This is a genomic window from Frigoribacterium sp. AC759, assembly GCF_979256015.1.
In genome coordinates, this window is sequence record NZ_CEEDMT010000014.1 from 1 (window position 1) to 13,793 (window position 13,793).

Sequence of the window (13,793 nt, forward strand, 5' to 3'; positions counted from 1 at the left end):
CGCGGGAGCGGGACGGAGGGGGCGGAGTCCGTCCCGCTCGCGGCGGGGGAGTGGCGCTACGGGCGGTCGTCGCCCGGACGGGGGTGCTGCGCCGCGGCGTCGCGGCCCGTGACGGGATACGGGCCGGTCATGCCCTCGCGGAGGCGCGCGGCGGCGAGGATGCGATCGCGCTGCAGGTGCCAGCCGAGCATCAGCAGCGGGATGATCACCACGAGCGACATCACCGTCAACGAGCCGATCGGCCAGTCGATCGCCATCAGCACGACCACGGCGAGGAGGAACGCCAACGTCAGGTAGCTCGTGACCGGGGCGCCCGGCAGGCGGAACGAGGGCTCCTTCGCCTTGCCCTCCTTCGCCCAACGGCGGAGGCGCATCTGGCAGAGGATGATCGTGCCCCATGCGGTCAGGATGCCGAGCGACGCGATGTTCAGCACGATCTCGAACGCCGCACTCGCGCCGACGATCGCGTTCAGGCCGACGCCGAGCAGCGTGATGGACGCCGTCAGCAGGATCCCGCCGAACGGCACCCCGCCCTTCGACATCTTCGTCGTGAACTTCGGGGCCGAACCGTTCATCCCCATCGAGTGGAGCACGCGACCCGTCGAGTACAACCCGGCGTTCAGGCTCGACAGCGCGGCCGTCACGACCACGAAGTTCATGATCGACCCGGCGATGCGACCCACCTCGGGGCTGCCGATGCTGCTGAAGAACGTGACGAACGGGCTCTCGCCCTCGGCGTACGCGGTGTAGGGCAGCAGCAGCGACAGGAGCACCAGCGAGCCGACGTAGAAGACCGCGATCCGGATGATCACCGTGTTGATCGCCCGCGGCACCACCTTCTCCGGGTTCTCGGTCTCGCCCGACGCGGTTCCGACCAGCTCGATCGCGGCGTACGCGAAGACGACGCCCTGCACGACGAGCACCGCCGGCAGCAGACCGCTCGGCAGGATCCCGCTCGCGGCCACCACCGACCAGCCGGTGTCGACGGCCGCGCCGTCGTGGGTCACCGGGAACGCCGCGGCGAGCCAGACGACCCCGACCACCAGGAAGATCACGAGCGCGGCGACCTTGACGATCGCGAACCAGAACTCCATCTCGCCGAACACCTTCACGGCCAGCAGATTCACCGACAGCACGACGGCCAGGGCCACGAGGGCCAGCAGCCACTCGGGGGCGGCCGTGAAGGCCTTCCAGTACTGCAGGTACAGGGCGACCGCGGTGACGTCGACGATCGCCGTCATCGCCCAGTTCAGGAAGTACATCCAGCCCGCCGCGTAGGCGAACTTCTCGCCGTAGAACTCGCGGGCGTACGAGACGAAGGATCCCGAGGAGGGGCGGTGCAGCACCAGCTCGCCGAGCGCGCGCAGGATGAAGAACGCGAACACGCCGCAGATCGCGAACACGATCGCGAGAGAGGGCCCCGCCGTGGCGAGTCGACCGCCGGCGCCGAGGAACAACCCCGTGCCGATTGCGCCGCCGATGGCGATCATCTGCAGCTGCCGGGGCTTCAGACCGTGCTGGAACCCCTCCTGCTCGTGGCTGAAGTCCTGGGGGACGGTGTCCGGGTGCGCGGCCGAGCCGCGGTCTCCGTCTGATGCGCTCATGCCGAGAGGGTAGGCCCGAGTCTGCAGTTCGCGCACATCGAGAGGTCGGCATGTCGGGGGACCCTCGCTCTGCGGACGACGGCCCTCGGAGGTGCAGTGCGTGTAACGAAACGGCCACGATGTCGATGCCCATGAACACGGCGATCGGAGGGGATCGGGGTACACGTCCGGTCCCTCCGGAGGGGGGTGCGGGTTGGGATGAGCGACACATGTTCGCTACGGTCGTCGAGGCCCGCTCCGGTGGGCCCGTCATCATCAGGACGCGTTGATCGGCGGTCCGGCAGTATCGGATCCCGGTCGCCGTATGGTCTGGTGGCGCCGGTGCCGGTCCCATGACCGCACCAGTGGGGTACAGGTTCGCATCTCGGATCACGATGCTTGAGCCGGACCGTCCCGCATGCGCCGTCGACCCGTCCGCCCGACCAGAACGCCGCCGACGGCGCGCCTGCCCGAGCGGAAGGCGTCCACCGGCGTGCCCGCGGAGAGCCCATGACAACGACACCACCCGCCGTGCGTGCGAAGAACCTCTACAAGGTCTTCGGACGCCGCCCCCGAGAAGCGGTCACCCGCCTCGAGTCCGGCGCCAGCCGCGCCGACGCCTCGGCCTTCGGCACGGCAGCCGTCATCGATGCGTCGTTCGACGTGCAGCCCGGCGAGATCTTCGTCGTCATGGGGTTGTCGGGCAGCGGCAAGTCGACCCTCATCCGCATGCTGAACGGCCTGCTCGAGCCGACCTCGGGCTCCGTGGAGGTGTCGGGGTCGAACATCTCCGACGTCCCCGCGAAGGAGCTGCGCGCCGTCCGGCGGAAGCACGTCTCCATGGTGTTCCAGCACTTCGCGCTGCTCCCGCACCGGACCGTGATCGACAACGTCGCCTACGGCCTCGAGGTGCAGGGCGTCGCCAAGGCGAAGCGTCTGGCCAAGGCCCGCGAGGTGACCGAGATCGTCGGTCTCGCCGGCTGGGAGGACAAGCTCCCGAGCGAGCTCTCCGGCGGCATGCAGCAGCGCGTCGGCCTGGCCCGAGCGCTCGCAGCCGAGACCGACATCCTGCTGATGGACGAGGCGTTCAGCGCTCTCGACCCGCTGATCCGTCGCGAGATGCAGGAGCAGCTGCTCGAGCTGCAGGCGAAGCTCGGCAAGACCATCGTCTTCATCACGCACGACCTGAACGAGGCCATGTTCCTCGGCGACCGCATCGCGGTCATGCGCGACGGCCGCATCGTCCAGATCGGCAGCCCCGAGGACATCCTCACCGACCCGGCCAACGACTACGTCGCACAGTTCGTGCAGGACGTCGACCGGGCGCGGGTCCTCACCGCGTCGAGCGTCATGGAGCCGGCCCGGGCCGTCGTGCAGCTGACCGCCGGCCCCCGGGGTGCGCTCCGCACCCTCCGCGATCTGCAGACCGCGGCCCTGTTCGTCCTCGGCCGAGACCGCAAGCTCCTCGGCTGGGTCCGCGACCGCCACGTCATGCGTCAGGTCAAGACGAACGACACCGACCTCGAGGCGATCGTGAACACCGAGTTCGCCAAGGTCGGCCCCGACGCCGCCCTCGTCGACCTCTTCGAACTCGCCGTCGAGAGTCCGCTGCCCATCGCCGTGGTCGACGACCGCGATCGCCTGATCGGCGTCATCCCGCGGGTCACGCTGCTCGCCGCCCTCGGCAACGTCGACACGACGACCTCGCCCATCCCCGTGCTCGAACCCGTCACGCGGTTCTCCGAGAGCGAGCTCGACGCCACCCTCGCGACGGAGGAGACCCCCGTCGCGGTCACCGAAGGAGCCACCCGATGAACGACATCCTCCGCATCCCCTTCGGCAGCTGGGTGTCGTCGGTCGTCGACTGGATCACCGACAACCTCGGCGGCTTCTTCGACGTCGTGCGCGCCGTCTTCCTCTTCTTCTACGAGTGGATGGAGTACATCCTCAGCGCGCCTCCGTTCTGGGCCGTGGTGATCGTCGTCGCCGCTCTGGCGTTCTTCGCCCGCGGCTGGAAGTTCGCCGTCGGCTCGGCCGTCGGCCTGCTGCTGATCAGCTCGGTCAACCAGTGGGAGAACGCCATGGCGACCCTCGCCCTGGTGCTCGTCGCCGGTGCCATCGCGATCGCGATCAGCATCCCCCTCGGCGTGCTCGCGGCCAAGTCGACCATCGCGTCGCAGATCATCCGCCCCGTCCTCGACTTCATGCAGACGACCCCGGCGTTCGTGTACCTCATCCCGGCTCTGCTGCTGTTCCGGGTCGGCGTCGTGCCGGGCATCGTGGCCACCATCGTGTTCGCCATGGCACCCGGCGTGCGACTGACCGAGCTGGGCATCCGAGGGGTGGACACCGAGGTGGTCGAGGCCGGCCAGGCGTTCGGTTCGTCGCCGTGGCGGATCCTGCGACAGATCCAGCTGCCCCTCGCGAAGCCGAGCATCATGGCCGGCGTCAACCAGGTCATCATGCTGTCGCTCTCGATGGTCGTCATCGCGGGCATGGTCGGAGCCGGCGGACTCGGCGGCGACATCGTCGCGAGCCTCAACCGCATCGACGTCGCCCTGGGGGCCGAGGCCGGCGTCTCGGTCGTGATCCTCGCGATCATCCTCGACCGCATGACGGCGGCCCTCGGCGCGGACCGCCGTCGTCGCCCGTCGCGCTCCACGCGCGCCGCCGGCAGCGCTCCCGCCGCCTCCGGCGGTGCCGAGACCGAGGTCGACGCCACCCCGCTCCCCGACGCACCGGCGCCCGAGCGCGCCACCGCGTCGGTCTAGAACCCCGGCGGGTCGGCCGGCGTCATCGGCCGACCCGCACCTCCTGCACCACCCGAAAGGATCACATGAACAAGCGCACCACCATCGCAGCCTCGGTCGCCCTGGGCACCTCCGCAGTCCTCGGCCTGGCCGCCTGCTCGCCCCCCGGCAGCTCGTCGTCGACCGAGACCCTCGAGAACGGCGACCAGAGCGTCGTCGACATCGCCGTCTTCAACGGCTGGGACGAGGGCATCGCCGCATCCTGGCTGTGGAAGTCCGTGCTCGAAGAGCAGGGCTACACGGTCAACCTCGAGATGGCCGACGTCGCACCGGTCTACCAGGGCCTCACGACCGACGACTACGACGTCGTCCTCGACACCTGGCTGCCCGTCACGCACAAGGAGTACATCGACAAGTTCGGCGACGACCTCACCGACCTCGGCGCCTGGAACGACGGCGCCAAGCTGGCCATCGCGGTCAACGCCGACGCCCCGATCGACTCGATCGACGAGCTGAACGAGAACGCCGACCTCTTCGGCGGCACCATCGTCGGCATCGAGCCGGCCGCAGGTCTGACCTCTGCCGTCGAGAACGCGACGATCCCCGAGTACGGCATCGACGACCTGACCCTGCAGACCTCGTCGACGGCCGCCATGCTCACCGAGCTGAAGAGCGCCACCGACGCGGGCGAGAACATCGCCGTCACGCTGTGGAGCCCGCACTGGGCCTACGACGCGTTCCCGATCAAGGACCTCGAAGACCCCAAGGGCACCCTGGGCGACGCCGAGGGGATCCACTCGTTCGGCGGCAAGAGCTTCACGGACAGCCACCCGCAGTTCGCCGAGTGGCTCGAGGGCTTCGAGATGGACAACGACCGTCTGTCGTCGCTCGAGAACGCCATGTTCAACAGCGGTGTCGACGGCAGCGACTACACCGAGGTCGTCGACGCCTGGATCGACGACAACCAGGAGTACGTCGACGGCCTGACCAGCTGATCCGACCGCATCGCCTGTGCGAGGGCCCCGGGCGACGACATCGCCCGGGGCCCTCGTCGTGCGCCGCCCCGGCGGACACCGGGATCACGCAGCCCGGCCGGGGGTTACGCACAGCGAACCGTCAGGGCCTTGCCGAGGAGGCGCGACTACCGTCTGTCTCGTCGCGATCGCAGCATGCGTCAGCACCATCACCCCGGACATCCCGGGGATCAGCATGAGAGGCACCACCCGTGAGCATCACCAGCATCGACGCCGTCCGCCGCAACGCCCGGGTCAGCACCCGATCGATCGCCGCAGACCTCGTGCAGGTGTCGACGCCCGACCGCGTGCTCGGCCACATCCGCGTCGAGAACGGCTCGCACGTCGCGCTGCGGGGCGCGAACCCGCACTGGGGCGACGAGGTGGGCCGCTACGCCACGCAGGGCATGGCGCTCGAGGCGCTGCGACTGCGGAAGCGCTCCGTCTGAGGCGCTGAGGCGCTGAGGCGTCCGCCCTACGGGCCGATCGTCGCGAAGAACGACCGCAGCTCGCGGTCGATCCGGCTGCGCGCCTCCTCGTCCGACAGGGTCGCCGTGCCGTCGCCCGACTGCTCGCCGTAGTCGCCGAACTGCGCGTGGTTCGAGCCCTCGATCTGCACCATCGTGGCGTCGTCGGGCAGCTGCGCACGGTAGCGCTCGATGTCCTCCGGCGTGCTCAGGCCGTCCTCGCTGCCGCCGAGGCTGAGCACGGGCAGCTCGGAGTCGTCCGAGAGGTCGTTGGTCGCGCAGTACGACCCGAGCAGCACGAGACCGTCGACCCGGGGGTCGCTCTCGGCGTAGCCGCAGGCCCGGACCCCGCCGAGCGAGTGCCCGCCGACGGCCCAGTGCGAGATCTCGGGGGCGACCGCGGTGAAGTCGCTGAGGGCCCGCCAGTCGAAGATCGCGAAGCCGAGCACGGGACGCACGATCACGACCGTCACACCGGTGCGGACGACGCCCGAGAGCACCTGCTCGTAGGCCTGCGGGTCGACCCGCGCCCCGGCGACGAAGACGAGGCCCTGGTCGCGGGGGCGCGTCTCGGCCGGTCGCATGACCACGGTGTCGGGTCGGTCGGTGACGGTCACGGCCTGGTCGGCCGCGACGGCGGCGATCGAGGAGGCGGTGGCCGACATGGGCAGTTTGGCCCAGGTGAAGAAGCCGGTCGCGGCCAGGACGACGACGGCGAAGAGCACCGACGCGACGATCTTGACGAGGCGTCGCGAGCGTGATCCCCGATGGAATGCGGGGACGCGGTCGGCGGGCTCGTCACGGGTGTCGGTGCGTTGTCTCACGCCTGACATTCTGGCCGCTTCCTGGTCGCGCCGCTCGCCGGCGTCGACCAAGCTGGTGCGATGCCTTGGATCGAACTCGCCGTCGCGGTGCTCGTCGCCGTCGTCCTCACCTTCGTCGTCTCCGCCCTCGTGGCCTGGGTCTTCTCGCTCGTCGCCCGCCGGAAAGACTGGGCCAAGGCGTTCGTGACGCGGATGCGCCGCCCCTTCCGATGGTCGCTGCTGGTGGTGCTGCTCACGATCGCGCTCTCGACGACGCTCCCGCGCCTCCTCGGGGCCGACTACCCGGGGCAGGAGGCCGTCTCGCAGCTGTTCCGCTGCACGGTCATCGTCGTCATCGCGTGGTTCGTCGGTGCCCTGGCCCTGTTCTTCGAGGACCTGGGTCTGTCGCGGTACCGGGTCGACACGCCCGACAACCGGGTCGCGCGGCGGGTGCGGACCCAGGTGCTGATCCTCCGCCGACTGACTGTCGCCCTCATCGTGATCGTCGCGGCCGGCGCCCTCCTGCTGGGGTTCCCGGGGGTCGAGGCCGTCGGAGCGAGCGTGCTGGCGAGCGCCGGGCTCGTCTCGGTCGTGGCCGGTCTCGCGGCGCAGTCCACCCTGGCCAACGTGTTCGCGGGGATCCAGCTCGCATTCAGCGACGCCATCCGCATCGACGACGTCGTGGTGGTGGAGGGCCAGTGGGGCCTGATCGAGGAGATCACGCTGTCGTACGTCGTGGTGCACATCTGGGACGACCGACGGCTCGTGCTCCCGTCGACGTACTTCACGACGACCCCGTTCGAGAACTGGACGCGGCGCAACAGCGAGCTGCTCGGCGCCGTCGAGTTCGACCTGGACTGGCGCGTGCAGCCCGGCGACATGCGCGACGAGCTCGACCGGGTGCTGGCCGGCACCGACCTCTGGGACGGCCGGGTCAAGGTGCTGCAGGTCACCGATGCGACGGGCGGCTACGTGCGGGTTCGGGTGCTCGTCACCGCGAAGGACGCCCCGACCCTGTTCGACCTCCGCTGCCTGGTGCGCGAGGACCTCATCGCCTGGCTGCACGCCTCGAGCACCGTGTCGATCCCGCGCGCGCGGGTGCAGATGGTCGGCGACGAGCCGGTCGCCCCCGCGCGGCCGAAGCGGTCGACGTCCGAGGCCGGCGGCCTCTTCAGCGGCGAGAACGCCGACACCGAACGCACCGCGCTGTTCACGTCGGCGATCCCGGTCCAGTACCCGGACGACGACGGCGACGGCCGACCCGACGGGCGCCCGGTCGGACGACCCGACCGCTGACCCCGCGAGGACGACGAAGGAGGCGCGCCCCGATCACCCGGGGCGCGCCTCCTTCTCGAATCGATCGCTCGGATCGGCTCGCTCGACCTAGTCGTCGTTCGCGGCGTCGACCACGTTGCCGATTGCGATGGCCGTCGTCGCGGCCCAGGCGACCGCCGTGAGGAGCAGTCGCCAGTCGCGGGGACCGGCGGTGATGCTCTTCAGCAGGCTGAAGCCCGAGAAGGTGGCGCTGAGGATGGCTCCGTTGAAAAGGAATTTGCGCAAGGTTCGCTCCCGTGTTCGTTGTGATCACGCTATCCGGTGCGGCCCGTCGTGTCCGGCGGTTGTAGGTTGAGCTGTCCGACGCCCGGTTCGGACGGATCGCCGGTCCCGTCCCCTCCGAAGGAGTCCCCGTGCGCACTGCCGTGCTCGGCGCCGTGTTCCTCGCCATGGGTCTCGTGGCGTTCCTGGCGGGTGTCCTCACCGGCGCCGAGCTGGTCGCCCTCGTCGAGCGGGTCGCGCCCGTGCTGGGGTTCGTCGTCGCGCTGACCGTCGTCGCCGAGCTCGCCGCCGAGGCGGGGCTCTTCTCGTGGCTGGCGCGCACCTGCTCGCGGCTCGCCGGCGGGCGCGTCGTCGTGCTGTGGCTGTACGTCGTCGTCCTCGCCGTGGCCTGCACGGTGTTCCTGTCGCTCGACACGACAGCCGTGCTGCTGACGCCCGTCGTCGTCCTCGTGGCGCGTCACGTCGGCCTGCCGGCGATGCCGTTCGCCCTGACGACGGTGTGGCTGGCCAACTGCGCGTCGATGCTCCTGCCCGTGTCGAACCTCACCAACCTGCTGGCGCTCGGGCAGCTCGGCTCGCCCGCGCCCCTGACCTTCGCGGCGCTCGTGGCACCCGCGGCGGCCGTCGGAGTCGTGGTGCCGGTGGCGGCGATCGGCCTGCGGTACCGCCGCCAGCTGACCGGGCGGTTCGCGCCTCCCGAATCGGAGGAGCCGGCCGACCGCGTGCTGTTCCGTGCAGCGGCGATCGTGACCGCCCTGCTCGTGCCGGCGCTGGTGTCGGGGGTGGAGGTCTGGATCCCCGCCGCCGGCGCGGCGCTCGTGCTCGTCGTCGCGTTCGCCGTCCGCCGTCGCGCGGTGCTCCGACCGGGCATCGTCCCGTGGAGCACGATCCTCTTCGCGGGCGGGCTGTTCGTGGTCGTCGAGGCCGCGCACTCGCTGGGGCTGGCCGACCTGCTGGGGTCGGTCGTGGGCGGAGGGGACTCGCTGCCCGACCTGCTGCGGCTCGCCGGCGGGAGCGCCGCCGCCGCGAACCTCGCCAACAACCTGCCGGCCTACCTGGCGCTCGAACCCGTGGCCGGGTCTCCGCTCCGTCTGGTGGCGGTGCTCATCGGCGTCAACATCGGCTGCCTCGTCACGCCGTGGGCGTCGCTCGCCACGCTGCTCTGGCACTCGCGGCTCTCGTCGATGGGCGTCGAGGTGTCCTGGGGCCGGTTCATGCTGGCCGGCCTCGGCATCGCGGTGGTCGCGGTGCCGCTCGCCGTCGTGGCGACCGTGCTCGTGCTCTGACCCGGCGCCGGCGCGGAAGCCGGGTCGGCGGATCCGAGGTGCCGACGTGCGAAGGCGACGGTCCGCCGCAGCTGCTCGACCCGCGCCTCCTCGGCCCGACCGGCGGTGCCGGTGTGCACCTCGGCGACGATCGAGCCCGACCATCCCGAGCGGGCCAGGTGCGTGAGCACCTCGGCCACCGGCTGGGTGCCGTCACCCGGCACGAGATGCGAGTCGTGCAGTCCACCGGGCCGCTGCGAGACGAGGCCGTCGGTCAGATGGACGTGCCGGAGGCGCGGCCCCAGCGCCAGCGCGAGATCGAGCGCGTCGCGCCCCGCCACCGCGGCATGCGAGAAGTCCAGGGTCGCGGCGTCGACGTCGATGCCCGAGGGGTCGTGGCCGGGCCGGTGGACGTCGACCCCGAGCGGCCCGACGCGCAACGGGAACATGTTCTCGACCGCGAGCGTCACCCCGGTCGACCCGGCGATCTCGCGGACGGTCTCGACGAACCCGGCCGAGTACCGCCGCTGCCAGAGGAACGGGGGATGCACGACGACCGTCGAGGCCCCGAGGTCCGCGGCCAGCTCGGCCGAGCGGAGCAGCTTGTCGCGCTGATCGCGACCGAACGCGAAGTGGGCGATCGGCAGCACCGGCGCGTGCACAGAGAGCACCGGCAGACCCCAGCGGGCCGAGGAGGCGCGGAGCAGGTCGGCGCGACGAGTGCCGCGGTCGGCGGTCACCATCACCTCGACGCCGTCGAAGCCGGTGAGCCGGGCGAGCCGGAAGGCCTCGTCGGTCGACATCGGGAAGACGCAGGACGTGCTCATTCCGACCGTGATCACGCGGCCAGGCTACGTCCGACGCACCCGGCGCTCGGGGCGGGCCGGGTGAACAGTTCGCGAACGACCGGTCACAGCCAGTCGCGGCGTCTGAACTGCCACCAGAGCACGCCGCCGATGGCGACGATGAGCACGCACGAGGTGACGAACCCGGTCGTCGACTGGAACCCCGGGTACGGTACGTTCTGGCCGTAGAAGCCGGTGATCGCCGTCGGCACCGCGATGATGGCGGCCCAGCTCGTGACCTTCTTCATGATCAGGTTCATCCGGTTCGATTGCAGGTTGAGGTTCGTGTCGAGGATCGTCGAGACGAGGTCGCGCAGCGAGTCGTTCTGCTCGGAGACGCGCAGCACATGGTCGTAGACGTCCTGGAAGTACGGCTGCATCTCGGCGTCGACCTCCTTCAGGTCGCGACGCAGCAGAGTGTTCAGCACCTCGCGCATCGGCGACGACACCCGGCGGAGCTGCACCAGGCTCTTGCGCAGGGCGAACGAGCGCTTCTGGACGTCGAGGGTCCTCGGCTTCGGGTCGAAGAGATCGTCGGCGATCCCCTCGATCTCGTCGTCGAGCGCGTCGGTCGCGTCGAAGTGCCGGTCGACGACGCTGTCGAGCAGACCCCAGAGCAGGTAGGTCACGCCGTGCGTCGTGAGGTCGACGTTGTCGTCGTAGGTCCTCTCGAGCCGGGACACGTCGAACTCGGGGTGGTGGATCGTGACGAGCGCCCGGGACGTGACGAACGCCTTGACCTCGCTCGTGGTGAGCACGCCGGAGTCCCGGTCGAAGTCCACGTCGTACAGCGCGGTGAAGAGATGGCCGTCGTACCGGTCGATCTTCGGGCGCTGTCCGTCGTGCAGGGCGTCCTCGACCGCCAGCTCGTGCAGGCCCAGTTCGTCTTCGAGCTCCCCGAGATCGGCAGCCGAGGGATCGGTGAAGTCGACCCAGACGGTGCAGTCGCCGTCCTCGAGGTGGTCGCTCACCTCGGCGAGCGGGAACCCGTGCGCGATGAGCTCGCCGCGGCGGTAGGCCCTCGTGACGGTCGCGGTGCTGCTGCTGGTGCTGGCGGGTCGCGTGTCGGTCATGAGGCGAATGCTATTCCCGTGGCCTCGGACACCGGGCGGAACCCCGGCGCCCCCACGACCCCCGCTGATAATCTGGCCGTCCCGCGTCCGTGCGGGTGATCCGACAGGAGCTGACCCACCTCATGCCCGACTCTTCCGAACGTTACGGCTTCGTCGTCGTCTCCAACCGCCTCCCCGTCGACCGGGTGATCGCCGACGACGGCAGCGCCTCCTGGCAGCACTCGCCCGGCGGCCTGGTCACCGCCCTCGAGCCGGTCATGAAGGCCAACGACGGCGCCTGGGTCGGCTGGGCCGGTCAGCCGGACCTCGAGTTCGAGCCGTTCGACGACCAGGGCATCTCGATCGTCCCGGTGCCGCTCAGCGCCGAAGAGGTGCAGCGGTACTACGAGGGGTTCAGCAACGACACCCTGTGGCCGCTCTACCACGACGTCATCGCCGCCCCGACCTACCACCGCGTCTGGTGGGAGGCCTACGTGCAGGTCAACCAGCGCTTCGCCGACCGCGCCGCCGAGATCACGGAGGAGGGCGGCACCATCTGGGTTCAGGACTACCAGCTGCAGCTCGTGCCGCGGATGCTCCGCGAGGCCCGCCCCGACCTCACCATCGGCTTCTTCAACCACATCCCGTTCCCGCCGCTCGGCATCTTCTCGCAGCTGCCGTGGCGCAAGCAGATCCTCGAGGGGCTGCTCGGCGCCGACGTCATCGGGTTCCAGCGCGCCGACGACGCGTCGAACTTCTCCCGCGCCGTCCGGCATCTGCTCGGCTACGGCACCACCCGCCCGTACGTCGAGGTGCCCGTCGACGACGAGTCGGCTCCCGTGTCGAAGCGGGGCAAGAAGGTCCGCCGGGTGCTCGCGAAGCACTTCCCGATCTCGATCGACGCCGCGAGCTACGAGGAGCTCGCCGCGCGGCCCGACATCCAGGCCAGGGCGCGCGAGATCCGCGAGGGGCTCGGCAACCCCAAGACCGTGATGCTCGGGGTCGACCGCCTCGACTACACGAAGGGCATCCGCCACCGTATGAAGGCGTTCGGCGAGCTGCTCGCCGACGGTCGCCTCAGCGTCGAGGACGCCACGCTGGTGCAGGTCGCGAGCCCGAGCCGCGAACGGGTCGAGACCTACAAGCAGCTGCGCGACGAGATCGAGCTGACCGTCGGCCGCGTCAACGGCGACTACGCCACGATGAGCCACACCGCCATCAGCTACCACCACCACGGCTATCCGCGCGAAGAGATGGTCGCCCTCTACCTCGCGGCCGACGTCATGCTCGTCACGGCCCTCCGGGACGGCATGAACCTCGTCGCGAAAGAGTACGTCGCCGTCCGCCGCGACAACGACGGCGTGCTCGTGCTCAGCGAGTTCGCCGGCGCCGCCGACGAGCTCAAGACCGCGCTGCTGATCAACCCGCACGACATCGGCGGGTTGAAGAACACCATCATGCGGGCGATCGAGATGCCGCGCCGCGATCGCACGACCCGCATGCGGGCCCTGCGTCGCCGGGTGCTCGACAACGACGTGGCCAAGTGGTCGGCGTCGTTCCTGCAGGCGCTCGAGAACGTGCGCCCCGGCCAGCAGATCACCCCGGCGGACGCCGTGTCCACCGGAACGACCGAAGAGAGCCCCGCCGAATGACCTCCGAAGACCCCCGCGCCCTGTCCGACGCGCTCGGTCGTCTCGCGACGACCCCGCGCCTCCTCGTCGCCCTCGACTTCGACGGCACGCTCGCGCCCGAGGTCGACGCGCCCCTCGAGGCCAGGGCGCTGCCCGAGGCGCTCGCCGCGATCTCACGACTCGCGGCGGCCGAGTCGACCACGGTGGCCCTCGTCTCGGGGCGCGATCTCGCCTCGTTGAGCGCGATCAGCGAGACGCCCGAGGAGGTGCTTCTGGTGGGCTCGCACGGCATCGAGCTGCGGATGGACGGCCACGAGACCTCGCTCACCCCCGACGAGGTCGCGGCGCGCGCCCGCCTCTCGGACGCCGTGCACGCGGCGGCCGCGGGGCACGAGGGCGTCTTCGTCGAGGAGAAGCCCGCCGGTCTCGCCCTCCACACGCGCCTCGCCGACGACGAGACCACCGAGACGGTCCTGGCGGAGGCGCGGCGCACGGTCGGCGCGCTCGACGGCATCCATGCGCGGACGGGCAAGAACGTGCTCGAGTACGCCGTCCGGTCCACGGGCAAGAACGACGGCATCGATCGGCTGCGCGACATCGTGGGCGCGACCGGGGTGCTCTACGCCGGCGACGACGTCACCGACGAGGACGGCTTCGCGGCCCTCGGGGAGGGCGATCTGGCCGTCAAGGTCGGACCGGGGGAGTCGCGAGCGGGGCACCGGGTGGCCGACCCGCAGGCCGTCGCGCGACTGCTGACCGAGCTGGCGGATCTCCGGGCGCACCTCGGGCACTCCTGAGGTCTCCGGGGTCGGCCGGGGTCGGCTCCG

Annotated in this window: 12 protein-coding genes and 1 pseudogene; 8 read left to right on the forward strand and 5 right to left on the reverse strand. The window is 70.6% G+C overall.

The genetic code is table 11. The annotated features are described in order from the left end of the window. Nucleotides 1–56: 56 nt before the first annotated feature. Nucleotides 57–1,604: an amino acid permease gene (locus tag ACZ6JE_RS10670; RefSeq protein ID WP_243213537.1), complete on the reverse strand. Its 1,548-nt coding sequence runs from the start codon at nt 1,602–1,604 to the stop codon at nt 57–59. A gap of 489 nt (nt 1,605–2,093) precedes the next feature. On the opposite strand from ACZ6JE_RS10670, the gene ACZ6JE_RS10675 reads away from it, so the two are divergent. The 4 genes from ACZ6JE_RS10675 (at nt 2,094) to ACZ6JE_RS10690 (ending at nt 5,795) form a co-directional block, all read left to right on the forward strand. Then, nucleotides 2,094–3,398 carry a quaternary amine ABC transporter ATP-binding protein gene (locus ACZ6JE_RS10675; RefSeq protein ID WP_192058426.1) on the forward strand — a complete coding sequence of 435 codons (1,305 nt, stop codon included), beginning with the start codon at nt 2,094–2,096 and terminating at the stop codon, nt 3,396–3,398. Next, entirely contained in the window at nt 3,395–4,354 is a 960-nt protein-coding gene (locus tag ACZ6JE_RS10680; protein ID WP_463463053.1) for an ABC transporter permease, read from the forward strand. Before ACZ6JE_RS10675 ends, ACZ6JE_RS10680 begins: the two co-directional genes overlap by 4 nt. A 65-nt stretch (nt 4,355–4,419) precedes the next feature. After that, nucleotides 4,420–5,328, forward strand: coding sequence for a glycine betaine ABC transporter substrate-binding protein (locus ACZ6JE_RS10685; protein ID WP_243213535.1), 909 nt, complete (start codon nt 4,420–4,422; stop codon nt 5,326–5,328). 230 nt (nt 5,329–5,558) lie between these two features. Further along, on the forward strand, nt 5,559–5,795 hold the full coding sequence (locus ACZ6JE_RS10690) for a hypothetical protein (protein ID WP_192058420.1): 237 nt from the start codon (nt 5,559–5,561) through the stop codon (nt 5,793–5,795). A gap of 26 nt (nt 5,796–5,821) precedes the next feature. Here ACZ6JE_RS10690 and ACZ6JE_RS10695 read toward each other — a convergent pair whose 3' ends face one another. Further along, nucleotides 5,822–6,637, reverse strand: a complete 816-nt coding sequence (locus ACZ6JE_RS10695; protein ID WP_464318920.1) for an alpha/beta hydrolase — start codon at nt 6,635–6,637, stop codon at nt 5,822–5,824. 60 nt (nt 6,638–6,697) lie between these two features. On the opposite strand from ACZ6JE_RS10695, the gene ACZ6JE_RS10700 reads away from it, so the two are divergent. Then, a complete protein-coding gene (locus tag ACZ6JE_RS10700) occupies nt 6,698–7,912 on the forward strand; it encodes a mechanosensitive ion channel family protein (protein WP_464318921.1) in 1,215 nt (404 codons plus the stop codon). A gap of 87 nt (nt 7,913–7,999) precedes the next feature. Here the strand turns inward: ACZ6JE_RS10700 and ACZ6JE_RS10705 are convergent, their stop codons facing one another. After that, the gene (locus tag ACZ6JE_RS10705; RefSeq protein ID WP_192058414.1) at nt 8,000–8,176 is read right to left on the reverse strand and encodes a hypothetical protein; all 177 of its coding nucleotides are present in this window, start codon (nt 8,174–8,176) and stop codon (nt 8,000–8,002) included. Between the two features lie 128 nt (nt 8,177–8,304). On the opposite strand from ACZ6JE_RS10705, the gene ACZ6JE_RS10710 reads away from it, so the two are divergent. Continuing rightward, nucleotides 8,305–9,459, forward strand: a complete 1,155-nt coding sequence (locus ACZ6JE_RS10710; protein ID WP_463463048.1) for an SLC13 family permease — start codon at nt 8,305–8,307, stop codon at nt 9,457–9,459. Between the two features lie 92 nt (nt 9,460–9,551). Here the strand turns inward: ACZ6JE_RS10710 and ACZ6JE_RS10715 are convergent. Together ACZ6JE_RS10715 and ACZ6JE_RS10720 are read right to left on the reverse strand one after the other, a co-directional pair. Beyond that, nucleotides 9,552–10,265, reverse strand: a pseudogene (locus ACZ6JE_RS10715) (sugar phosphate isomerase/epimerase family protein); the annotation flags it as partial. 83 nt (nt 10,266–10,348) lie between these two features. After that, complete coding sequence (locus tag ACZ6JE_RS10720; RefSeq protein ID WP_464318922.1) at nt 10,349–11,356, reverse strand: magnesium transporter CorA family protein; 1,008 nt, start codon at nt 11,354–11,356, stop codon at nt 10,349–10,351. A 122-nt stretch (nt 11,357–11,478) separates the two neighbouring features. Here ACZ6JE_RS10720 and otsA point away from each other — a divergent pair, with 122 nt between their 5' ends. Both otsA and otsB read left to right on the forward strand, forming a co-directional pair. Next, the gene (otsA, locus tag ACZ6JE_RS10725; RefSeq protein ID WP_463463046.1) at nt 11,479–12,987 is read left to right on the forward strand and encodes an alpha,alpha-trehalose-phosphate synthase (UDP-forming); all 1,509 of its coding nucleotides are present in this window, start codon (nt 11,479–11,481) and stop codon (nt 12,985–12,987) included. Continuing rightward, nucleotides 12,984–13,763, forward strand: coding sequence for a trehalose-phosphatase (gene otsB / locus ACZ6JE_RS10730; protein ID WP_464318923.1), 780 nt, complete (start codon nt 12,984–12,986; stop codon nt 13,761–13,763). Before otsA ends, otsB begins: the two co-directional genes overlap by 4 nt. Nucleotides 13,764–13,793 lie beyond the last annotated feature (30 nt).